The organism is Amycolatopsis sp. FU40 (assembly GCF_021903635.1).
Classification (GTDB): domain Bacteria; phylum Actinomycetota; class Actinomycetes; order Mycobacteriales; family Pseudonocardiaceae; genus Amycolatopsis; species Amycolatopsis dendrobii.
The window spans coordinates 6,844,335-6,866,071 of the sequence record NZ_CP091381.1; the positions used below are offsets into that span (position 1 = coordinate 6,844,335).

The 21,737-nt window shown below is 69.7% G+C and carries 22 protein-coding genes and 1 riboswitch; of the genes, 12 read left to right on the forward strand and 10 right to left on the reverse strand.

Going from position 1 to position 21,737, the window contains the following annotated elements; all coding sequences use genetic code 11:
• Nucleotides 1–22: 22 nt before the first annotated feature.
• Nucleotides 23–961 carry an o-succinylbenzoate synthase gene (locus tag L3Q65_RS32090; RefSeq protein ID WP_182896469.1) on the forward strand — a complete coding sequence of 313 codons (939 nt, stop codon included), beginning with the start codon at nucleotides 23–25 and terminating at the stop codon, nucleotides 959–961.
• A gap of 85 nt (nucleotides 962–1,046) precedes the next feature.
• Nucleotides 1,047–1,256, forward strand: a complete 210-nt coding sequence (locus L3Q65_RS32095) for a PspC domain-containing protein (protein WP_037807882.1) — start codon at nucleotides 1,047–1,049, stop codon at nucleotides 1,254–1,256.
• Nucleotides 1,257–1,323: 67 nt separating this feature from the next.
• Here L3Q65_RS32095 and groL read toward each other — a convergent pair whose 3' ends face one another.
• The 4 genes from groL to L3Q65_RS32115 all read right to left on the reverse strand — a co-directional run bounded on the left by groL (nucleotide 1,324) and on the right by L3Q65_RS32115 (nucleotide 6,019).
• The gene (gene groL, locus L3Q65_RS32100) at nucleotides 1,324–2,952 is read right to left on the reverse strand and encodes a chaperonin GroEL (protein ID WP_043827278.1); all 1,629 of its coding nucleotides are present in this window, start codon (nucleotides 2,950–2,952) and stop codon (nucleotides 1,324–1,326) included.
• A gap of 266 nt (nucleotides 2,953–3,218) precedes the next feature.
• Nucleotides 3,219–5,027, reverse strand: a complete 1,809-nt coding sequence (locus L3Q65_RS32105) for a serine/threonine-protein kinase (protein ID WP_237597414.1) — start codon at nucleotides 5,025–5,027, stop codon at nucleotides 3,219–3,221.
• Between the two features lie 71 nt (nucleotides 5,028–5,098).
• Nucleotides 5,099–5,302, reverse strand: coding sequence for a cold-shock protein (locus L3Q65_RS32110; RefSeq protein WP_009083993.1), 204 nt, complete (start codon nucleotides 5,300–5,302; stop codon nucleotides 5,099–5,101).
• 105 nt (nucleotides 5,303–5,407) lie between these two features.
• Nucleotides 5,408–6,019 (reverse strand): AIM24 family protein, encoded by a 612-nt coding sequence (locus tag L3Q65_RS32115; protein WP_182896468.1) that lies wholly within the window; start codon nucleotides 6,017–6,019, stop codon nucleotides 5,408–5,410.
• A 134-nt stretch (nucleotides 6,020–6,153) separates the two neighbouring features.
• Here L3Q65_RS32115 and glp point away from each other — a divergent pair, with 134 nt between their 5' ends.
• The gene (gene glp, locus L3Q65_RS32120; protein WP_182896467.1) at nucleotides 6,154–7,347 is read left to right on the forward strand and encodes a gephyrin-like molybdotransferase Glp; all 1,194 of its coding nucleotides are present in this window, start codon (nucleotides 6,154–6,156) and stop codon (nucleotides 7,345–7,347) included.
• Between the two features lie 304 nt (nucleotides 7,348–7,651).
• Here glp and L3Q65_RS32125 read toward each other — a convergent pair whose 3' ends face one another.
• Together L3Q65_RS32125 and L3Q65_RS32130 are read right to left on the reverse strand one after the other, a co-directional pair.
• Nucleotides 7,652–8,911 carry an MFS transporter gene (locus tag L3Q65_RS32125; RefSeq protein WP_237597415.1) on the reverse strand — a complete coding sequence of 420 codons (1,260 nt, stop codon included), beginning with the start codon at nucleotides 8,909–8,911 and terminating at the stop codon, nucleotides 7,652–7,654.
• The gene (locus tag L3Q65_RS32130; protein ID WP_237597416.1) at nucleotides 8,908–9,453 is read right to left on the reverse strand and encodes a helix-turn-helix transcriptional regulator; all 546 of its coding nucleotides are present in this window, start codon (nucleotides 9,451–9,453) and stop codon (nucleotides 8,908–8,910) included. Before L3Q65_RS32130 ends, L3Q65_RS32125 begins: the two co-directional genes overlap by 4 nt.
• A 61-nt stretch (nucleotides 9,454–9,514) precedes the next feature.
• Here L3Q65_RS32130 and L3Q65_RS32135 point away from each other — a divergent pair, with 61 nt between their 5' ends.
• From L3Q65_RS32135 to pssA, 3 genes are all read left to right on the forward strand, one after another.
• Nucleotides 9,515–9,805, forward strand: coding sequence for a GlsB/YeaQ/YmgE family stress response membrane protein (locus tag L3Q65_RS32135; RefSeq protein ID WP_237597417.1), 291 nt, complete (start codon nucleotides 9,515–9,517; stop codon nucleotides 9,803–9,805).
• 441 nt (nucleotides 9,806–10,246) lie between these two features.
• Nucleotides 10,247–10,960 carry a phosphatidylserine decarboxylase gene (locus L3Q65_RS32140; protein WP_237597418.1) on the forward strand — a complete coding sequence of 238 codons (714 nt, stop codon included), beginning with the start codon at nucleotides 10,247–10,249 and terminating at the stop codon, nucleotides 10,958–10,960.
• A gap of 2 nt (nucleotides 10,961–10,962) precedes the next feature.
• A complete protein-coding gene (gene pssA / locus L3Q65_RS32145; protein ID WP_182896462.1) occupies nucleotides 10,963–11,931 on the forward strand; it encodes a CDP-diacylglycerol--serine O-phosphatidyltransferase in 969 nt (322 codons plus the stop codon).
• A gap of 10 nt (nucleotides 11,932–11,941) precedes the next feature.
• Here the strand turns inward: pssA and L3Q65_RS32150 are convergent, their stop codons facing one another.
• Nucleotides 11,942–12,571, reverse strand: coding sequence for a helix-turn-helix domain-containing protein (locus L3Q65_RS32150; protein ID WP_237597419.1), 630 nt, complete (start codon nucleotides 12,569–12,571; stop codon nucleotides 11,942–11,944).
• Between the two features lie 63 nt (nucleotides 12,572–12,634).
• Between L3Q65_RS32150 and L3Q65_RS32155 the strand changes: the two genes are divergently transcribed.
• Both L3Q65_RS32155 and L3Q65_RS32160 read left to right on the forward strand, forming a co-directional pair.
• Nucleotides 12,635–13,510, forward strand: coding sequence for an alpha/beta fold hydrolase (locus L3Q65_RS32155; protein ID WP_237597420.1), 876 nt, complete (start codon nucleotides 12,635–12,637; stop codon nucleotides 13,508–13,510).
• Nucleotides 13,511–13,564: 54 nt separating this feature from the next.
• Nucleotides 13,565–15,853, forward strand: a complete 2,289-nt coding sequence (locus tag L3Q65_RS32160) for an AAA family ATPase (RefSeq protein ID WP_237597421.1) — start codon at nucleotides 13,565–13,567, stop codon at nucleotides 15,851–15,853.
• Between the two features lie 220 nt (nucleotides 15,854–16,073).
• On the opposite strand, the gene L3Q65_RS32165 is transcribed toward L3Q65_RS32160, so the two are convergent.
• Both L3Q65_RS32165 and L3Q65_RS32170 read right to left on the reverse strand, forming a co-directional pair.
• Complete coding sequence (locus L3Q65_RS32165; RefSeq protein WP_237597422.1) at nucleotides 16,074–16,733, reverse strand: LytR C-terminal domain-containing protein; 660 nt, start codon at nucleotides 16,731–16,733, stop codon at nucleotides 16,074–16,076.
• Nucleotides 16,730–17,038 (reverse strand): DUF3263 domain-containing protein, encoded by a 309-nt coding sequence (locus L3Q65_RS32170; protein WP_067579729.1) that lies wholly within the window; start codon nucleotides 17,036–17,038, stop codon nucleotides 16,730–16,732. The genes L3Q65_RS32165 and L3Q65_RS32170 overlap by 4 nt, the downstream gene beginning before the upstream one ends.
• A gap of 139 nt (nucleotides 17,039–17,177) precedes the next feature.
• Between L3Q65_RS32170 and L3Q65_RS32175 the strand changes: the two genes are divergently transcribed.
• From L3Q65_RS32175 to L3Q65_RS32190, 4 genes are all read left to right on the forward strand, one after another.
• Nucleotides 17,178–17,744, forward strand: coding sequence for a peptide deformylase (locus L3Q65_RS32175; RefSeq protein ID WP_182896458.1), 567 nt, complete (start codon nucleotides 17,178–17,180; stop codon nucleotides 17,742–17,744).
• Between the two features lie 137 nt (nucleotides 17,745–17,881).
• Nucleotides 17,882–18,014: riboswitch (TPP riboswitch) on the forward strand.
• Entirely contained in the window at nucleotides 18,008–19,651 is a 1,644-nt protein-coding gene (gene thiC, locus L3Q65_RS32180; protein WP_281390799.1) for a phosphomethylpyrimidine synthase ThiC, read from the forward strand. Its footprint overlaps the riboswitch before it by 7 nt.
• Complete coding sequence (gene thiD, locus L3Q65_RS32185; protein ID WP_182896457.1) at nucleotides 19,648–20,472, forward strand: bifunctional hydroxymethylpyrimidine kinase/phosphomethylpyrimidine kinase; 825 nt, start codon at nucleotides 19,648–19,650, stop codon at nucleotides 20,470–20,472. The genes thiC and thiD overlap by 4 nt, the downstream gene beginning before the upstream one ends.
• Nucleotides 20,473–20,488: 16 nt before the next feature.
• Nucleotides 20,489–20,692: a hypothetical protein gene (locus tag L3Q65_RS32190; protein WP_116200384.1), complete on the forward strand. Its 204-nt coding sequence runs from the start codon at nucleotides 20,489–20,491 to the stop codon at nucleotides 20,690–20,692.
• On the opposite strand, the gene L3Q65_RS32195 is transcribed toward L3Q65_RS32190, so the two are convergent.
• Nucleotides 20,689–21,696, reverse strand: coding sequence for a phosphatidylinositol-specific phospholipase C domain-containing protein (locus L3Q65_RS32195; RefSeq protein ID WP_237597423.1), 1,008 nt, complete (start codon nucleotides 21,694–21,696; stop codon nucleotides 20,689–20,691). The genes L3Q65_RS32190 and L3Q65_RS32195 overlap by 4 nt on opposite strands.
• Between the last annotated feature and the right edge of the window lie 41 nt (nucleotides 21,697–21,737).

A 21,737-nucleotide genomic window follows, 5' to 3' on the forward strand; every position in this document is an offset into this window, starting at 1 on the left:
GGCGATGGCATGATCGGCAGTCATGCAGGTTTACGCGCTCCCGCTGCACACCCGGTTCCGGGATATCACCGTCCGTGAAGGACTGTTGCTCCGCGGCGCCGCCGGCTGGGGCGAGTTCTGCCCGTTCGCGGATTATTCGGACACCGAGAGCGTTCCGTGGCTCGCCGCCGCGCTCGAAGCGAGCGAAGAAGGCTGGCCGGAGCCGGTCCGCGACCGGATTGAGGTGAACACGACAGTCCCCATCGTGTCGCCCGAACGTGCACACGAACTGGTCCGCGCGTCCGGCTGCCGCACGGCGAAGGTCAAGGTCGCCGACAAACGCGCGACGCTGGCCGAGGACTGCGCGCGCATCGAAGCGGTCCGCGACGCGCTGGGCCCGTCCGGTGCGATCCGGGTCGACGCCAACACGGCGTGGGACGTCGACACCGCCGTGCACGCGCTCAGCGAACTCGACCGCGCGGCCGGTGGACTGGAGTATGCCGAGCAACCGTGCCCCACGATCGACGACCTGGCCGCCGTTCGCCGTCGGGTGTCGGTGCGGATCGCGGCCGACGAATCGATCCGCCGCGCGGAAGATCCGCTGAAGGTCGCCGTCGCCGGAGCTGCCGACATCGCCGTGCTCAAGGTCGCCCCGCTCGGCGGAGTGCGGCGTGCGCTGGAGGTCGCGGAGGCGTGCGGGCTGCCGTGTGTGGTCTCGTCAGCCGTGGAGACGAGTGTCGGGCTGGCCGCCGGTCTCGCGCTCGCCGGCGCGTTGCCGGAGCTGGACTTCGCCTGCGGGCTCGGCACGATGTCGTTGCTGCGCGGGGATGTCTGCACCACCACGCTGTCCCCTGTGGACGGTTATCTGCCGGTGCCGCGGCAGGCCCCGGAACCCGACGCCTATGCCGAATTCGCCGCGTCGCCCGAGGTGGCAGCGGCGTGGCTGGACCGGTTCGAGCGGGTCCGGAAGATCAGCGGGTAAGGGAGACTTCAGGGTCGCGGCCCCGGGGCTTTCTCCGGGGCGATCCCGGATGTGCGGCGCACGCCGGTCGCGGAGTATTGCTGGCATGACGGACAACGTGCAGGCCGCACCGGCCAAGAAGATCTTCCGCAGCCGCTCCGACCGCATGCTCACCGGCGTGTGCGGCGGATGGGCCAACTACCTCAACGTCGACCCGTCGATGGTGCGCATCGCCGCGGTCGCCGGCGCCGTGCTCTCGGCCGGGGTGATCCTCCCGGTCTACGCCGCCGCTGCCGTCCTGACTCCCGAAGACTGAGCCAGGAACGGGCGAAGCCCGGCCCACCGCGAGGGTGAACCGGGCTTCGCCGGAAAAGCAGCCGAACTCAGAAGTCCATGCCACCCATGCCGCCGGACGGGTCGGCCGGAGCGGCAGCAGCCTTCTCCGGCTTGTCCGCGACGACAGCCTCGGTGGTCAGGAACAGCGCCGCGATGGAAGCGGCGTTCTGCAGCGCGGAGCGGGTGACCTTCGTCGGGTCCGGAACACCGGCCGCGAGCAGGTCCTCGTACTCGCCGGTGGCGGCGTTCAGGCCGTGGCCCTGCGGCAGGCCCTTGACCTTCTCCGCCACGACGCCGCCCTCGAGACCGGCGTTGATCGCGATCTGCTTGAGCGGAGCCTCGACGGCGACCTTGACGATGTTCGCGCCAGTGGCCTCGTCACCGGTCAGCTTCAGGCCCGCGAAAGCGGCCTCGGCAGCCTGGATCAGGGCCACGCCACCGCCGGCGACGATGCCCTCTTCCACGGCGGCCTTGGCGTTGCGCACCGCGTCCTCGATGCGGTGCTTGCGCTCCTTCAGCTCGACCTCGGTCGCGGCGCCGGCCTTGATGACGGCAACGCCGCCGGCCAGCTTCGCGAGCCGCTCCTGCAGCTTCTCGCGGTCGTAGTCCGAGTCGGAGTTCTCGATCTCCGCACGGATCTGGTTGACGCGACCCTGGATCTGGTCCGCGTCGCCGGCACCCTCGACGATGGTGGTCTCGTCCCGGGTGATGACGGCCTTGCGGGCGCGGCCCAGCAGCGACAGGTCCGCGTTCTCCAGCTTGAGGCCGACGTCCTCGGAGATGACCTGGCCGCCGGTCAGGATCGCGATGTCCTGCAGGATCGCCTTGCGGCGGTCGCCGAAGCCCGGGGCCTTGACGGCGACGGACTTGAAGGTGCCGCGGATCTTGTTGACGACCAGGGTCGCCAGGGCTTCGCCCTCGACGTCCTCGGCGATGATCAGGAGCGGCTTGCCGGACTGGATGACCTTCTCCAGCAGCGGCAGGACGTCCTTGACGTTGGAGATCTTGGAACCGAAGAGCAGGACGTACGGGTCCTCCAGCTCGGCTTCCTGGCGCTCCGGGTCGGTCACGAAGTAACCGGACACGTAGCCCTTGTCGAAGCGCATGCCCTCGGTGAGCTCCAGCTCGAGCCCGAAGGTGTTGCTCTCCTCGACGGTGACGACGCCTTCCTTGCCGACCTTGTCCAGCGCCTCGGCGATCAGCTCGCCGATGGTGCGGTCAGCGGCCGAGATCGAGGCGGTAGCAGCGATCTGCTCCTTGGTCTCGATCTGGACGGCGGCCTTGTGCAGCTGCTCGGTGATGGCCTCGACGGCCGCCTCGATGCCCCGCTTGAGCGAGATCGGGTCGGCGCCGGCCGCGACGTTGCGCAGGCCCTCGCGCACGAGCGCCTGGGCGAGCACGGTGGCGGTGGTGGTGCCGTCGCCCGCGACGTCGTCGGTCTTCTTGGCAACTTCCTTGACGAGCTCGGCCCCGATCTTCTCCCACGGGTCCTCGAGCTCGATCTCCTTGGCGATGGAGACACCGTCGTTGGTGATCGTCGGCGCGCCCCACTTCTTTTCGAGCACGACGTTCCGGCCCCGCGGGCCGAGGGTCACCTTGACGGCTTCGGCGAGGGTGTTCAAGCCGCGCTCAAGACCGCGGCGGGCGTCCTCGTCGAACGCGATCAGTTTGGCCATTGCGGTGTGGTCCTCCGGTATTGGGCGCCACCGCCGCGCTGTCTCCAGCGGCGGCAGCAGGACACGTCCTCGGCCAGGCTCGGTGCCCGCGACGGACGACTGACCGGTGGGTCAGCCTCACCGTCCCGACCTTCAGGCAGGCGGTCGGTGACCGCTCGCCTAGCACTCGACGGCGTCGAGTGCCAATGCCGTGTTTAGCACTCTCCGGGGTCGAGTGCAAGGAGCGCAGGTCAGCGTCGGTGCGCTTCCGCAGCAGGTCGGCCGGGTCAGTGGCTCGGCTGGATGTGGATCGACGACGGCGGCGGGCGCAGCGACGACGGACCGGCCGACTTCGAGCCGCCGGGACCGACCGGGATGTTGGGAGCCGAGGACGCCGGAGCGGTCCCGCCGCTGCCGTTGTCGTCCCCGCCGAAGAGGAAGATCGCGCCGACGACGATCCCGGCCGCGACCAGTACGCCCAGCGCGATCCACAGCCACTTCAGGCCGCCGCTCTTGGGCTGCTTTTCGAACGCGCCCGCGCCGCCCGCCGGGGACGGCGGACGCAGCCGCATCGGGTCGCCGAAGGCCTGGTTCGGATGGCCCTGCTGGTTGGGCTGGGCGGGGTAGCCGGGCTGGTTCGGGTAGCCGCCGTAGCCGGGTGGAGGGCCCTGTTGTGCTTGCTGGCCCAGGCCGGGCTGGCCCGGGTAGCCGTAGCCGGGCGGCGGGCCTGCCGGGGCTTGGCCGGGGTAAGCCTGCTGGCCGGGCTGCGGCTGGCCGGGCTGCGGCTGGCCGGGCTGCGGCTGGCCGGGCTGCGGCTGGCCGGGCTGCGGCTGGCCGGGCTGCGGCTGGCCGGGCTGCGGCTGGCCGGGCTGGCCGGGCTGTGCTGGATAACCGGGCTGGTTGCCGTAACCGGCGGGGCCGCCGTAGCCGCCTTGGGCGGGGTATCCGCCTTGGCCGGGCTGCGGAGCACCCCAGGCGCCGGGGACGCCCTGGCCGCCCGGCGCGCCAACGCCGGGAGCGCCCTGACCCGCGGCTCCGGGACTTCCCGGCTGCGCGCCCGGTCCACCGGGACCAGCGCCAGGGCCAGCGGGTCCACCGGCACCGGGTCCGCCAGCAGCGGGACCAGGACCACCGGGACCACCGGCTCCAGGTCCGCCAGGCCCAGGTGCGCCCGCGCCGCCAGGTCCTTGCTGCATGCCCGCCTCCGGAAGTCCGTTCGGCCGGGCGGGGCCCGGCGGGGTGTCCGACGTCGCGAGCGGGCCGAGCGCGACCCTGGCCGCGGCGATCATCGCGACGCAGTTCGGGTAGCGGTCGTTGGGGTTTTTCGCCATGCCCTTGCGGATGACGTCGTCGACGGCGGCCGGGAGCGCGACCACGCTCGCCACCGACGGCGGTTCCCCGCCGAGGTGGCCCTTGATGACGGTCGGGACGTCGCCGCGGAAGGGCGGGTTGCCGGTCAGGCAGGCGAACAGGACGCAGGTGAGGGCGTACTGGTCGGTGCGGCCGTCGAGCGGTTCGCCGCGCAGGTGTTCCGGGGCGGCGTAGGTGGGCGAGCCGAGGAAGTCGCCGCCGCGGGTGCGGTGGCCGGTGGCTCCGCGGCGGGTGAGGCCGAAGTCGGCGACGTAGACGTGCTCGCGGGAGGTCTCGCGGCTGGTGACGAGGACGTTGGCCGGTTTGACGTCGAGGTGGACGAGGCCGTGGTTGTGCAGCGTGTCGAGGGCGTCGGCGACCTGGTCGAGCAGGCTGAGCGCGCGGGACGGGCTGATCGGGCCCGCGGACATCAGGCCGGCGAGGTCGCCGCCGTCGACCATCCGCATGGCGATGTAGAGCATGCCGTCGAGTTCGCCGAAGTCGTACAGCGGGACGACGTTGGCGTGGTCGATCGCGGAGGTGTTGCGGGCCTCGTCGACGAACCGTTCGCGGAACTCGGCGTCGGCTCCCAGGTGGTCGCCGATGACCTTCAGCGCCACCTTGCGGCCGAGCCGCGTGTCCGTGGCCTGGTAGGTCACGCTCATGCCGCCCTTGCCGAGCACCGAGTCGATGCGGTAGTGGCCCAGCTGGCGACCGGTGAGGTCCCCCGACACGTCGCCTGTCACGCAGCGCAGCTTAACGCGCCGGTATCCGCTGCCACTGGCGGTTCGCCCAACCGGTCAGCGGACCTGCCTCGCTAGACCTTGCGGACGTCCGCGGCCTGGCTTCGGCCGTCGCGGCCGGACTGGACTTCGAACTCCACCCGGTCGCCCTCGTCGAGGGTGCGGAATCCGTCGGCCTGGATGGCCGAATAGTGAACGAAGACGTCCGGACCTTCGGGGGATTCGATGAACCCGTAGCCCTTTTCCGAGTTGAACCACTTGACGGTGCCGACTGCCACGGCGCCCTCCCTCGGGACCAAAATCCGCTGTCCATCAGCGTGCGAAGTGGAGTTCACGCTACCGGAATCAGCGCTCCCGGCAATGGGGTAATCGGCAGAATCCCCTTACGCCTGCGATACTCGCCGGTTGCGCGATTGGACGAGCACGGTTCCCGGTCCGGCGAAATCGAGGACGAGTCCTTCGCCGGTGCGCAGTGATTGCGGGCCGCTCGGGTCGAGTGCGCGCAACCGGCATTGCACCGTGTCGGGATAGGCGAGGAGGTAGTCCGGGCGCACGGTGACGATCTCGCCGCGGCCGAGGTCGAACGAGTCCACCGGGCCGGGTGCGGTGAGCAGCAGCGGACCGCGGCCGCTGTAGTGCTCGAGAAATCCGGAATCGGCGCCGAACAACTGCTGCAGCGGGGCCCAGTTCTGGTCGACGCGGACCGTGCTCGGCCGGGCCAGCACGCCCTCGCGGTGCACCGACCAGCCGGTGGAACCGGTCAATTCGAGCGGATAGACGTCGCCGGGACCGAGCGGGGCCAGGTCGACCCAGCCGCCTTCCTGCGGCGCGGTGAACACCGAACGGCCGCCCTTGCGCCCTCGGTTCTGGTTCGTCTCGGCGACGTTGAAGCTGCTGGCCAGCAACGATTCCGCGGCGGCCTGCACGGCTTCGCCGGGGGCGAGCAGCACGCGGGCGACGCCGAACCCCGGCGTGTGCCTGGTGTGGACGCGCATGTCAGCGGGGCGTCGCGAGCGCGGCGCGCCCGTGCTGGTTGCGGACCCGAAACTGCATCAGAACTCTCCCCGTACTCCCCGGCTTGTGCCGGGAGAGTGTTGCACGACGGGCAGCAAGAGGGAGGATGGTCCGCGTGATCTCCGTCGACGCCTACCGCGAGACCGTGACCGAACTGCTCGGCCGCGCGCCCGTTCGTACTGTTCCCGTCGCCGATGCGGCCGGGCTCGTCCTCGCCCGCGACGTGCTCGCCGGGGTGGCGCTGCCGCCGTTCGACAACTCGGCGATGGACGGGTATGCCGTGCGCGCCGCGGACGTCGCCGAGGTGCCGGTGACGCTCCCCGTGGCCGACGACATCCCGGCCGGCCGGGTCGACGTCAAACCGCTCGAATCGGGTACCGCTCAGCGGATCATGACCGGCGCGCCGCTGCCGCCGAGCGCGGACGCGATCGTGATGGTCGAGGACACCGACCGCGGCACGTCGGAAGTCCGGATCTCCCGCGCGGCTTCTGTCGGCAACCACATCCGCCGGATCGGCGAGGACGTCACCGAGGGGACGATCGCGCTGCACGCGGGCACCGTGCTGAGCCACGCGCACCTCGGCCTCGCCGCGGCGGTCGGCTTGGCGGAACTGGAGGTGTTCCGGCCGCTGTCGGTGCTGGTGGTGTCGACCGGAACGGAGCTGGTGGAGGCCCCGAACCCGTTGCAGCACGGGCAAATCTACGAGTCGAACAGCGTGATGCTGGCGGCGGCGCTGCGGGAGCTCGGCTGCCAGGTCGAGGTCGTGCGCAGCGTGGTGGACGACGTGGAGGAATTCCGCAAGATCATCGAACCGCGCCTGGAGTCGGCGGACCTGCTGATCACGTCCGGTGGGGTGTCGGCGGGCGCCTACGAGGTCGTGAAGGACGCACTGACCGGACAGGGCGTGGAATTCCAGAAAATCGCGATGCAACCGGGCGGACCGCAGGGATGCGGCCGGTGGAACGGCGTGCCGGTGGTGACGCTGCCGGGAAATCCGGTGAGTGTGCTGGTGTCCTTCGAAGCGTTTCTCCGTCCGGCGGTGCTGTCGGCGATGGGCCATTCGGACGTGGACCGCCGGCGGGTGCGGGCTCGGCTGACCGAGGACATGCCTTCCCCGGCTGGTCGGAGGCAGTATCGGCGGGGGTTCTTCACGCCGGTGCTCGGCGAGGTGACCGGGGTGGTCGGGCCGCGCGGCGGGCCGGGATCGCATTTGCTGGCGGCGTTTACCCAGGCGAACTGCTTGATCGTGCTGCCGGAGGAGGTTTCGGCGGCTTCGGAGGGGGATGAGGTTGAGGTGCTGCTGCTTTAGCTCTGGCTGAGCGGGTTGGTGGGCTGCGGGCGGCAGCCCTTTGCCGTTCCTGCGTCAACCGGCCGACCGTCGTCACGCTCGTGACTCGGTGCCGCTTCTCGCCGCGCAGCAGCCGGATTCCGCACGCCAGACGTTCTTCGCCGACGCAGCCCCCGCCGACGCAGCCCCCGCCGACGCAGCCCCCGCCGACGCAGCCCCCGCCGACGCAGCCCCCGCCGACGCAGCCCCCGCCGACGCAGCCCCCGCCGACGCAGCCCCCGCCGACGCAGCCCCCGCCCTCTCCGGGGGACGGCCCTTGTCCAGTCTATCCGCCCCCACCGACAACCCCAGCCCCTTCAGCCGGGTTGTCCACAGCAAGCGCGACTTGGGGAAAGTCCCGCTCCCGCCGCAACGGCCCCATCAGCAGCACCCCCAGCGACACCAGCTGAACACCCACCATCGCGAACATCGCCACCCGCACCCCGGCCGCCTGTCCGAGCGCTCCGCCCGCCAGGGCGCCCAGCGGGATCGTGCCGTAGTTGACCATCGACGAGCTCGCGCTGATCCGGCCGTAGAGATGGCGCGGGCAATACCGCTGCCGAAACGTCGCGCCCAGCACGTTCGACCCCACCACGCCCGCCGCGATGCCCGCTCCCGCAAGGACGAACAGCGTCAAACCCCACCCGGGCCGGGTCAACGGGCCGAGCAGCATCGCGGGGACAACCAGCACCTCGCACCACAGGAAACCCCAAGCCGTACCGGTCCGTCGGGCGAACCGGCTCACCAGCGTCGCGCCTAGCACCCCGCCTGCCTCCGCCAAGGCGAGCACAAGTCCGACGCCACCCGGGCCCTGACCCAAATCGTCGACCAGGAAGACCACTGCCACCGCGTAAAAGCCGTTCAGTGCCAGGTTCGCGACCGCGCCGGAGAGGACCATGACGCGCAGGTAAGGGTCCCGCGCCACGATCCGCATTCCCTCGGCGATTTCGGCGCGCAAGCGTGTTCGCGGGCGCGGGGGTGGCTCGTCGGCGCGCAGGAAACCCAGGCACAGTGCGGAAAACCCGAAGCTCAACGCATCCACGAGCACACCGCTGACCGGTCCGAACGCCGAAGCCAGCAGTCCGGCCAAACCAGGGCCGCCCACTTGCGCGGCGGATTCCGCGCCCTGGAGCCGGACGTTGGCTCCCAACAAGTCAGCATCGTCCACAACGGACGGGAGGAAAGCCCGATAGGCGAGGGAAAAGAAAACCTGGGCGAAGCCGCCAATCAAAGCCGCGGCCAAGAGCATCGCGAAAGAAAGAGAACCCAAAGCCCACGAAATGGGCACCGCGAGGAACGCAGTCATCTGGACAACGTCACAGACCAGCATCACCCGCCGCTTAGGCCACCGGTCGACCCAAGCACCGGCAGGCAGACCCACCACGAGCCAGGGAATCCAAGCGGCCGCGGTCAGCGACGCGACTTCGAAGGTCGAAGCGTGCAGCACCAGCAACGCCACCAACGGAACTGACGCACTCGCGACCGCACTGCCGACCGTGCTGACCGTCTGTCCAGTCCACAAGAGACGGAACGCGGCGCTTCTCACGGCTGCGCTCTGAAACCGCGCCCGAACACGAAAACCGGCTCCCGTTCCGTCGACGGATCCGCCGCCGCCTTGGCGCCGAATTCCTCGAACAGCGCGGAAACCCGATCGTTCAGCTCCGCCAATTCCGCGGGCGTCAACCGCATCCACGCATCGGAAGAGAACCACGCGTCGCGCCACTGCTCCGGGGCCGTTTCCATTTCCGAGAGCCAGCCCCGCGACAACGTCATCTGCCGATCGAGGCTCACCGTCTCCGCGACCTCCGCCACCGGATCCCCCGCGAAGTCCGAAGTGGCCCACGACAACGTGCCGGAAGGACGCCGCCACCACCGCTCCCGCCGGTCTCGCGCCAGCTCCGGCGCCTCGACCACCAACCCGGCCCCGGAGAGCACCTTCAGGTGGTGGCTCACATTGCCCACCGCCTGGCCGGTTTTCTCCGCGAGCACCGACGCGGTGGCCGGACCGTCGAGTTTCAGCATGTCCAGCAGGCGGCGGCGCAGCGGATGCGACATCGCGGCCAGCACCTGGGAATCACGGACCTCCATGATGCACAAGAGTAGTTGTACAAGAACTCTTGTGCAATAGCCCGCAGGTATCCTCGCGGACATGGGCATCATCCTGTGGATCGTCTTCGGCGCGCTGGTCGGCTGGATCGCGAACCTCGTGGTCGGCGGCCGGGAACGGCAGCGGCAGGGCTGTCTCGTGAGCGTGCTCGTCGGCGTGGTCGGGGCGGCCCTCGGCGGCTTCATCTACCGGCTCGCGACCGGTGAGCAGCAACAGTTCGAATTCGATTTCCCGAGCTTCGGCGTCGCCATCCTCGGCGCGATCGTGCTGCTGCTCGTGTTGCGGCTGGTCAGCGCCGCGACCTCGAACCGGCGCGATAGTGACCGTTGGTAACGGTTTCCCGACGATCTGTCAGAACACCTGGGCCGCGGGCTAAACTGATCCGTTCCGCGCCCGGGTGCGTGCTTCGTCGGGGGACGCATGCACCCGGGCCGCGTTCCGCACGAGCCGAGCGGCGTGAACAGGGTCGACAAGCTGGGGAACGGGCACCGAAAGGACATCCCGGCGCCAGTCGCGCAAGAGCCGCGCGAGCAGATCGGGTACCGCCATCGTCTCCCTCGCCAGGTCGGCCCGGGCACCGGTCCCGAGCGGCGTCAACTACCCGGTGTTATCGGATTGTTCGACGCGTCGTTACCGGTTTGTGGTCGCGCCCACCCGCGGCGGGGCAACCCTTACGACCAGGGGCCGCCGGGTCCGCCGCAGGCGGGCGGTAGCGTGGGGAAGCCCAAATCGGACCCTTACACCGACCGAGACGAACAGCGGGGAACTCGACCCATGAGCGGCCAGCCCACCGGTAACCCCCTCGCGCACGCTGTCCAGCTGGCCCGCGAGACGTTCCCGCCGATGCACCCGGCAGGACGGCCGTTCCTTCTCGGCGGCCTCGCCGCGACATTCGTGCTGCGCCGGTTCTCCAGGCCCCTCGGCGTGGTCGGCGCGCTGGCCACCGCGGGCATGACGGCGTTCTTCCGCGAGCCGAAGCGCGTGCCCCCGGTGCGGGACAACGTCGCGATCTCGGCCGCCGACGGCACCGTCTCGCTCATCGAGGAAGCGGTCCCGCCCGCCGAGCTCGGCCTTCCCGCCGAACCGCGGATGCGGGTGAGCGTGTTCCTGTCGGTCTACGACGTGCACGTCCAGCGCACGCCGGCGGCGGGCGTGATCTCGAAGGTGGCGTACAAGCCGGGCAAGTTCCTTTCCGCGGACCTCGACAAGGCGAGCGAGGTCAACGAGCGCAATTCGCTGGTGCTGCACACCGTCGACGGCCACGAGCTCGTCGTCGTGCAGATCGCCGGGCTGGTCGCGCGCCGCATCCGGTGCGACGTCCGCGAGGGCGACAAGGTGTCCGCTGGCGAGACCTACGGCATCATCCGCTTCGGCTCGCGCGTCGACACTTACCTGCCGCCGGGCAGCCGGGTCGTGGTGGCCAAGGGCCAGCGGACCGTCGGCGGCGAAACCGTGCTCGCCGAACTTCCTGCGCAGGGAGAAAGCTGACCATGGTCCGCGTGACCACCCCGGGCGTCCGGCTGCTGCCGAACGCGATCACCGTGCTCGCGCTCTGCGCCGGACTTTCCTCGGTGCAGTTCGCCCTCACCGGCAACTACGCGATGGCGATCGGCTCGATCGGCATCGCCGCCGTCCTCGACAGCCTCGACGGCCGCATCGCCCGCCTGCTCGACGCGACGTCCAAGATGGGCGCCGAACTCGACTCGCTGTCCGACGGCATCTCGTTCGGCGTCGCGCCCGCGCTGGTGCTCTACGTCTGGCAGGCGCACGGCGACCGCATCGGCTGGGTCGCGTCGCTGATCTTCGCGGTCTGCATGATCCTGCGGCTCGCCCGCTTCAACACGCTGCTCGACGACACCGACCAGCCGCCGTACGCCGCCGAATTCTTCGTCGGCGTGCCCGCGCCCGCCGGCGGCCTGGTCGCGATGCTGCCGCTGATCGCCACGCTGCAGTGGGGCGAGGGCTGGTGGTCCGAGCAGTACGTGGTGCTCGTCTGGACCATCGCGGTCGCCGCGCTGCTGATCAGCCGCATCCCGACGCTGTCGCTGAAGACCGTCAAAGCCCCGGCGAAGGCGATCGCGCCGCTGCTGGTGGGAGTCGGCCTGCTGGCCGCCGCGATCATCGTGTTCCCGCTGGCGGCGCTGGCGGTCGCGCTGGTGCTGTACCTGCTGCACATCCCGTACTCGGTCTACCGGCACCGCTGGCTCGCCGCGCACCCGGAAGCCTGGGAAGTTCCGCCGCGCGAACGCCGTGCGATCCGCCGGGCCCGCAGCCACCGACGGTTGCGGTTGCGTCCGGCCTCGGGCCGCGTCGCCGGTGCGGCGATGCGCGCGGTGCGGCGGACGAACTCGGACCTCGTGCGGAGCCGGAATCTGCGCGAACGGGACCACAGCTCGGCCACGTCCGGCCCCACCCAGCGGCGGCGCAGCTGGCGTCGGATCGGCATCCGGCGCCGATAGTCCGGCCTCGTCAAGCGCCAAACACGGCACGAACCACAGATTCGGCACCGTCGATCTCGATCATCCCGAGCGCACGCGCGTCGTCGAGCGCGAGAGCGCCCGCGGCAAGACCGAGGACGCAGGCCGGATCAGCGCGGACGGTGGCGTCGAAATCAAGGCCGTCCTGCGGGCCGACCTCGAAGCCCGACCGCGTGGCGCGGAGCTGGAAAGGCGCACCGCCTACCTCCAGGCCGACCGTCGCCGCGGCCTGGATCTTGACCCGGGCGTCGAGCAGTGCGGGAAGGGCGAGCGCGAGCCATTCGGGACGGAAGGAATCGCCCTGCGGGCCGCGGGTCATCAACGGCGCGGACCAGCGGATCAGGCTCTCGATCGGCTCGCGCAGCTGGGCACCCCACGGCGTGAGTGCGTACTCGACCGCGCTGCCCTTGCCTGCCAGCTGCCGCTCGAGCACGCCCGCGGCCTCAAGATCGCGGAGCCGGTCAGCGAGCAGGTTGGTCGCGATGCCCGGGAGTCCGCCGATCAGGTCCCGGTAGCGCGCCGGGCCGATCAAGAGCTGGCGGACGATGAGCAGATTCCACCGGTCGCCGACGATTTCGAGGGACCGGGCGAGCCCGCAGTACTGGGCGTAACCGCGCATCATGTCCTCTGCTTGACAATCTCAAGTACGCTTGTCTTTCTCAAGCATAGCGTCGAGGGGGCCGAGATGGCTGAGCGCGCACGTCCCGCCTGGGTGGACGACGAGCTGTTCCCGTTCAAGAGCCGCTTCGCCGACATCGACGGGCACACCGTGCATTACGTCGACGAGGGATCCGGTCCGACCCTCCTGCTCCTGCACGGCAATCCGACCTGGTCGTTCCTCTGGCGCGACGTGATCCGCGCCCTGCGCGACGACTTCCGGTGCGTCGCTCTCGACTACCCGGGCTTCGGGCTGTCGACGGCGCGGCCCGGTTACCGCTATCTGCCCGAGGAGCACGCCGACGTGGTCACCGGGTTCGTGGACGCGCTCGGGCTCAGCGCCCTCACCCTGGTCGGGCAAGACTGGGGCGGGCCGATCGGCCTCGCCGCCGCACAGCGTCGTCCCGGTGTCTTCGAGCGACTGGTTCTCGTCAACGCCTGGGCCTGGCCGGTCAACGGCGACCCGTACTTCGAGGCGTTCGGCCGCATCGCAGGCGGACCTCCGATCCGCTTCCTGGCCCGGCAGTTCAACCTTGTCGCCAAGGCGTTCCTCCCGATGGGCCACCGAAAGCGGAAACTGACCGCGGCGGAGACAGCCCACTACCTCCGCGCGATGGACACGCCCGAGCGACGCCAGGCCTCCGGCGTGCTCCCCAGTCGAATCCTCGCCAGCCGGGCGTTTTTCGCCGAGGTGGAGGCGGGCCTTCCCGACCTCGCCAAGCTGCCGACTCTGATCGTGTGGGGCAACGCGCAAATCGGCTTCCGGCCCCGGGAACGCGAACGACTGGAAGCGTCCTTCCCCGACCACAAGACGGTGGCTCTCGACGGCGTCGGGCTTTACGTGGAGTCCGACGCGCCCGAGGAGTTCGTCGCCGCGATCCGCGGCTGGTCCGCGACGCAGTAGGCGCGGTCCTCTCGTTCGCGCATAACCGCCCATCGGTTCATTAGGGTGAGCAGCGTGAGCGATCCGCAGATCACCCTGACCGTCCGGCACACGCCGTCCGCGCTCGACGCGCGGCGGGGGGTTGTCCGGCTGCACCCGGAAGTGCTCGACGCGCTCGGCCTGCGGGCCTGGGACGCCGTGCACCTCACCGGCGCGCGGCGCAGTGCCGCGTTGGCCGCGCCTGCCGAGGAGGAGGCGACGCCGGGGGTCGTGTTGACCGACGACGTCACCATGTCGAACCTCGGCGTCGCGGAGGGCGGCGAGGTCGTGGTCTCGCCGGCGGAGGTGACCGCTGCCCGGACGGTCACCGTGTCCGGGTCCCGGCTGGCGTCGGTTTCGGTGTCGCCGCAGACGTTGCGGCTCGCGCTCACCGGCAAGGTTCTGACCCGCGGCGACGCGGTTTCCCTGTTGCCGCAAGACCTCGCGCCCGCGCCGGGCTCGGACGTCGCCGCCGTGCGCGGGCAGTTGTCCCGCGTGATCGGGGCGACTTGGACGAACGAACTGCTGACCGTCACGGCGACGGAACCGGCTGGTGTCGTCGTGGTTGGACCGTCCACTGTGGTCAGCTGGCGGGACGGGGCCCGCACTGGCACGCCGACCAGCGAACCGCCGGCGCGCTCCGCGACCGCGCTCGTCCGCACCACTGCGGTCACCGCCGCCGAGGATTACCTCGAAGCGGAGATCGTCGAAGAGGTCGTCACCGAGGCCCGCGAGGAAGAGCTGGACGAGCCGGTGCCGGTCGCCGATCTGGTCGGGGCCGAAGGCGCGGCACGCAAACTGGCCGAGTGGTTCGATCTGGCGTTCCACCGGCCGGAACTGCTGGCGAAGCTGGGCACTTCGGCGCATCTGGGCGTGCTGCTGTCGGGCCCGGAGGGCGTCGGCAAGGCGACGCTGGTGCGGTCGGTCGCCGCGGCGGAGAAGGTGCGCGTGGTGTCGGTGACCGCGCCGAATATCTCGGTGCTGGAACCGAATGCGGCCCACCGATCGCTGCGCGAGGCCATCGACCGGGCCGCGGACGGCGACGGTCCCGGCGTGCTGCTGATCAACGACATCGACGCGCTGCTCCCGGCCACCCAGCCGCCGCCAGTGGCCACGGTGGTGCTGGAGGAACTGCGCGCCGCGCTGCGCCGGAACGGACTGGCTGTGGTGGCCACGACCGCGCGGGCCGAGTCGGTGGATCCGCGGCTGCGCGGGGCCGACCTGCTCGACCGCGAACTGGGCTTGCCGCTGCCGGAGGCGAAAACCCGCGTCGAACTGCTGCGGATCCTGCTCCGCGACGTGCCGGTCGAATCCGGTGCCGACCTGGGCGTACTCGCCGAACGCACGCCCGGTTTCGTCGCCGCCGACCTGCTCGCCCTGCGCCGGGACGCGGCGTTGCGGGCCGCGCTGCGGCAGCGGGACGTGGACGAACCCAAGATCTCCCAGCAGGACCTGCTCGACGCGCTGGCCACCGTCCGGCCGATCTCGCTGTCCACTTCGGACAACCTGGCGACCGGCGGCCTGACCCTGGACGACGTCGGCAACATGACGTCGGTCAAGGAAGCGCTCACCGAAACCGTGCTGTGGCCGCTGCGCTACCCGGACTCGTTCGCCCGGCTCGGCATCGAACCGCCGCGCGGCGTGCTGCTGTACGGCCCGCCTGGCGGCGGCAAGACGTTCCTGGTCCGGGCGCTCGCCGGCACCGGCGCGCTGAACGTGTTCGCGATCAAGGGCGCGGAACTGCTGGACAAATGGGTCGGCGAATCGGAACGCGCGGTCCGCGACCTCTTCCGCAGGGCCGCCGACGCCGCCCCATCGCTGATCTTCCTCGACGAGATCGACGCGCTCGCCCCGCGCCGCGGCCAGTCGTCCGACTCCGGCGTTGCCGACCGCGTGGTCGCCGCGCTGCTCACCGAACTGGACGGCGTAGAGCCGATGCGCGAGGTCGTCGTGCTGGGCGCGACGAACCGGCCCGAACTGGTCGACCCGGCCCTGCTGCGTCCCGGACGGCTGGAGCGGCGGATCTACGTCCCGCCGCCGGACGCCGAATCCCGCGCCGCGATCCTCGCCGCGACGGCGAAGCACACCCCGCTGGCGTCCGATGTGGACCTCGCGGCCACCGCGGAGGCACTTGAGGGCTACTCGGCCGCCGACTGCGCCGCACTGATCCGGGAGGCGGCGCTGACCGCGATGCGCGAGTCGTTGGAGGCACGCGAGGTGACCGCGGCGCATCTGGAGAAGGCGCGCGAGGCGGTGCGGCCTTCGCTGGACGCCGCGCAGCTGGCGACGCTGGAGGCTTACGCGCAGGCTCAGCAGGAACGCTGAGGACGCCTCGGCAACCGCCCCAATGTGGCATTGGGTGCATCAGACGCACCGAACGCCACATTGGGTGCGTCGCATGCACCCAATGTGGCATTGGGGCCAGGCGAGGTGCTCGCTACGTGGCGGCAGATGGTCGACGACGGCCGCGCAGGGCCGCAGCCGGGCACCGCAAACATGACAAAGCCCGCGCCGTAGCGCGGGCTGTCATCGGTATCGGAAAAGGTCAGCTGCCCTGGTGGCCGCCGGGCTGGTAGTCCTTCGTGATGATCACTATGACGCCAGGGCTCGAGTTCTGGATGCCGTCGAACCGGGGCTGGGCCTGGAAGCCGAACTCCTTGGCCAGCTGTTTCGCGGCGGCTTCCTCGTCGGTGCCCGGCCGGAAGTAGGCGGTGGTCGCCGGGATGTTGCCCTGCGAGTAGTTGCCGACCTCGGCGACGTTCCAGCCCGACCCGCGGAAGTCGGCGGCGGCCTGTTCGGCGAGGTGCTTGATCAGCGAGTTGTTGTAGACCCGCAGGGTCACCCACTTGTTCGAGGCCTGCTGGTCCGGGCCCGCCTGGCCCGGCTGCCCTGGCTGCTGGCCCGGCTGGCCGCCGGGCTGCCCGGCCTGGCTCGACGCCGGAGCCGAGGACGCGGCGGACGACGAGGCAGGAGCCGACGACGAAGCGGGCGACGACGAAGCGGAGCTGGGCGCCGAGGACGACGACGGCGCGGACGACGATCCGCCGGGCGCGGTGGGCTCGCCGGACGTGCTCGGCCCGGCGTTCTGGTCCCCGCTCGTATTGAGCACGGTGACCCCGCCGATGACGGCGGCGACGACCGCGACCCCGATCAGCGCGACTCCCGCGGCCTTCAACGGCCGGGACAGTCCCGAGAAGACGCTCATGACAGCTCGATCCCCAACCGCCGGGCCCCGCGTTTGCGCTGACGGGCGGCGCGCGTTTTGCGCAGCCGCTTGACCAGCATCGGATCGGCCGCGACGGCCTCCGGCTTGGCCAGCAGCGTGTTCAGCAACTGGTAGTAACGGGTGGAAGACAGTCCGAAGCGCTCCCGGATAGCGTTCTCCTTCGCCCCGGCGTGGCGCCACCACTGCCGCTCGAACGCGAGAATGTCCAGTTCGCGTTCGGTCAGGCCACCGACATTTTCCGGCGGCGACGGCTGGTCTCCAGCCATCGACTCCGCGGCGTCCATGCGGTCCTCGCAATCGGTGTCGGCAGTCCTTCCGCGGGCGCCATTGAACCACGGAACCCATGCTCGACATGGGCATCCGACCCGGCGCGTCACGGTCCGATCCAGGTGTAGCAGAAGGGTCCGACTAAACTCGGCGTCCGTGACCGTCCACCCCATCTGCATCGCCGGCGAACCCGTGCTGCACCAGCCCACGCGCGAGATCACCGAGTTCGACGACAAGCTCGCCACCCTCGTCGAGGACATGTTCGAGACCATGTACGCGGCCGAGGGCGTGGGCCTCGCGGCCAACCAGATCGGACTCGACCTGCGGGTATTCGTATACGACTGCCCGGACGACGAGGGCGTCGAGCACAAGGGCGTGGTGGTCAACCCGAAGCTGGAGACCTCCGAGATCCCGGAGACCATGCCGGACCCGGACGACGACTGGGAGGGCTGCCTGTCCGCCCCCGGCGAGTCGTACCCGACCGGGCGCGCCACGTGGGCCAAGGTGACCGGCTTCGACGTCGAGGGAAATCCGATCGAGGTCGAGGGCACCGGTTACTTCGCGCGCTGCCTCCAGCATGAGACCGATCACCTCGACGGGTTCATTTATCTCGACCGGCTCGTCGGCCGCCACGCGCGCGCGGCGAAGAAGATGCTGAAGAAGAACAAGTGGGGCGTGCCCGGCCTGACCTGGCTGCCGCCCAAGGAACCCGCGGACGCCTGACCCGCGCCGCGCCGCCTGATTTTCCCGAAGGCCTCCCCGGATTTTCCCGGGGAGGCCTTCGTTGTCCTTCGGCCAGACGGGCGGCAGGGTTGTGCCGACCCGACGTCGCATGGCATCGTCGGACGAGCAACCTCAACCGAATGCAACGCGGGAGCTCGCGCCTTGGCGGGCTGAGAGGGTGGCTGGTGTCCATCTCGCGGACACCCGGCGTCACCGACCGCATGAACCTGACCGGGTAATGCCGGCGTAGGGAGTGAACGTCGTTGACGACGCTGGAAAATCAGGGTGCCATCGCCCCGTCCGTCACCACCGGGCCGATCACCGGCTCGCGGAAGGTCTACCACCGCACTGAATCCGGCCTGCGGGTTCCGGCGCGGCGGATCGATCTGTCGAACGGGGAGCATTTCGACGTGTACGACACGTCCGGCCCCTACACCGATCCGGACGCGAACATCGATGTCCACAAAGGACTGCACCCGCTCAGGTCCGGCTGGGCCGACGGGCGGGAACACAACACCCAGCTCGGCTGGGCGAAAGCCGGGGTGATCACCCGGGAAATGGAGTTCATCGCCGCGCGCGAACGCTGTACTCCGGAGTTCGTGCGGGACGAGGTCGCCCGCGGTCGCGCGGTGATTCCGGCCAACCGCAAGCACCCGGAGACCGAGCCGATGATCATCGGCAAGAACTTCCTGGTGAAGATCAACGCCAACATGGGGAACTCGGCCGTCTGGTCCTCTGTGGAGGAAGAGGTCGACAAGATGGTGTGGGCCACCCGCTGGGGAGCCGACACGATCATGGACCTTTCCACCGGCAAGCGAATTCACGAGACGCGCGAGTGGATCGTGCGCAACTCGCCGGTCCCGGTCGGCACCGTGCCGATCTACCAGGCGCTGGAAAAGGTCAACGGGGAGCCGGAAAAGCTCACCTGGGAGATCTACCGCGACACCATCATCGAGCAGTGCGAGCAGGGCGTCGACTACGTGACGGTGCACGCCGGCGTGCTGCTGCGCTACATCCCGCTGACCGCGCGCCGGGTCACCGGCATCGTCAGCCGCGGCGGGTCGATCATGGCCGCCTGGTGCCTCGCGCACCACCAGGAATCCTTCCTGTACACGCATTTCTCCGAGCTGTGCGAGATCCTGCGCGAGTACGACGTCACGTTCTCGCTCGGCGACGGCCTCCGCCCCGGCTCGATCGCGGACGCCAACGACCGCGCCCAGTTCGCCGAGCTGGAAACCCTCGGCGAGCTGACGCACATCGCGCGCGAGCACGACGTGCAGGTGATGATCGAGGGCCCCGGCCACGTGCCGATGCACAAGATCAAGGAAAATGTGGAGCTTGAGGAAAAGCTCACCGGCGAGGCGCCGTTCTACACGCTCGGCCCGCTCGCTACGGACATCGCCCCGGCGTACGACCACATCACCTCGGCGATCGGTGCGGCGCAGATCGGCTGGTACGGCACGGCGATGCTGTGCTACGTCACGCCGAAGGAGCACCTCGGCCTGCCCAACCGCGACGACGTCAAGACCGGCGTGATCACCTACAAGATCGCCGCGCACGCCGCCGACCTCGCCAAGGGCCACCAGTACGCGCAGGACTGGGACGACGAATTGTCCAAGGCCCGCTTCGAATTCCGGTGGAACGACCAGTTCAACCTGTCGCTCGACCCGGACACCGCGCGGTCCTTCCACGACGAGACGCTGCCCGCGGAACCGGCCAAGACCGCGCACTTCTGCTCGATGTGCGGGCCGAAGTTCTGCTCGATGCGGATCACCCAGGACGTGCGCAAGTACGCCGAGGAGCACGGTCTGTCCTCTGTGGAGGCGATCGAGGCGGGCATGGCCGAGAAGTCTGCGGAGTTTTCCGAGCAGGGCAACAAGGTCTACCTGCCCGTGGTCAACCAGTGACAGTCACGCCCTGTACCGCCCTCACCATCGCCGGATCCGATTCCGGCGGTGGTGCGGGCGTGCAGGCGGACCTGCGCACGTTCTTCGCCAACGGAGTGCACGGGCTGGTCGCGCTCACCGCGGTCACCGTGCAGAATTCGCTTGGCGTGCAAGGGTTCTCCGAGATCCCGGTCGACGTCGTCACCGCGCAGATCAAAGCGGTCGCCGAGGACATGGGCGTCAACGCGGCGAAGACCGGCATGCTCGCTACCGCGGAGATCATTCAGGCGGTGGCGAAAACGCTGGACGAAGTCCACATTGGACGCACAACGGACACGCCGTTCGTAGTCGATCCAGTGGCCGCGTCGATGACCGGCCACGCACTGCTCCGCGAAGAAGCGTTGGAAGCGATCCGGACGGAACTGTTCCCCCGCGCCACGCTCATCACGCCGAATCTCGACGAGGTCCGGCTGCTGACCGGCGTGAGCGTCACCGACACGAAGAGCCAGCACGCAGCCGCGGAAGCATTGCTGGAGTTCGGTTCCCAATGGGTTTTGGTGAAGGGCGGACATCTCTACGACGCCGTCGACTGCGTCGATCTGCTCACCGACGGCTCGGCGGTCATCGAACTGAGCGGCCCGCGCATCGACACCGAAAACACCCACGGCGGCGGCGACACCATGGCGTCCGCGATCACGTCCTCGCTCGCGAAGGGCGCGGACGTGCCCACCGCGGTCGCGGAGGCGAAGCGGTTCATCGAACGCTGCGTCCTGGAGGCGTATCCGCTCGGTGCCGGCGTCGGCCCGGTTTCCCCGTTCTGGCGGCTCGCGAACCCGCAGTGAATGCGACACTGACCGGATGAGCGAGACACCGGAAGCGTTGTGGGCGAGGCTGCCGCTTGAGGTGCAGCACGAGGTCGACGGCCTGGTCACCGAGCATCGCACCGCTTCGGCGGTCAAAACGATCCGCAAATCGGGCGTCACGCCCCGGCCGGGGATCGCCGAAGCGCAAGCGGTGTACCAATACCGGATGTCGGTGCTGAAGCCGCCGCCGCGGTTCTAGCCGCGCGAATCCACCGTCGGCAGCACGGTCGTGAGACCGGTCCAGTCGGACGTCACCACGGACGCGTGCTGCCTGGCCAGTTCGGCGACGCGCTGAGCCGCCTGGTCGACGGTCGGGTTGCGGTCGTCGATGGCGGGCGCGACGTTCTGGGCGTCCGTCATCACCACGTAGTAGTGGTTTTCGTCGTACCAGGACATTCCGGCCTTCGCGAGCCATTCGCTCGCGTCCCCGTCGAAAACGACAAACCACGGTTTCTGCTCCGCGGAGTACTTGTCGCGCGGATCGCCGCTCGCGGCACCGTGCACAGTCGGGAAGATCTGCACCGAATTCAGTTTTCCGGCCGCTTTCTGCTCAAGCAGATAACGGGCGTACTCGACATCGGTGTGCAGCGTGTCGGTCGGATTTCCTTCTTCGACGGTGCCGGGGATGATCTCGGTGAGCACTTTGCCCCGCAAGGCGTCCAACGTCGGCCAATTGTCCGCTTTGGACGCTTCATCCAGTGTGGCGTGGCTGCCGAGAAGATCGGCGGGCTTGAACACCGCGTCACCGAGGTGGTCGCGGAACGCCGCGTCCAACTGGGCCGGGCCGAGGCCGGTATTCGCCGAGAAACCGGTCTTCATTTCGATCTTCAGGGTGAGCGGCCCGCGGCCGGGATGGGCGCCGAGCCAGATCCGGATGTCGTCCAGGCACGATTCGAGATCCTTGTTGGCGCCACCCGAGTAAAGGTCGGCCGCCGAATGCGCGTCGACGCAGTTGTTGCCGTTGCCGAGCGGATTGGAGTGGCTGACTTTCCACTCGTGGGTGAAAAAGTCCGGCCAGACGTCGAGTTCGAGCAGGGAGGAGCCGTTGTCCAGCGCCTGCGCGAGGTACGGGTACGCGGCCGGGTCGTAGGTGTTGTGCACGCCGACCGTGGTCACGTGCGAAAGCTGGGGGCTGTCCGCGCTGGCGACCCCCGGTACCGCCAGCGTGGACAAGAGCAGGAGACCGGCCGCGGCGAGCTTCACTGATGTCTCCTTCGTCACGGGGACCAGCACGAACGCTTACT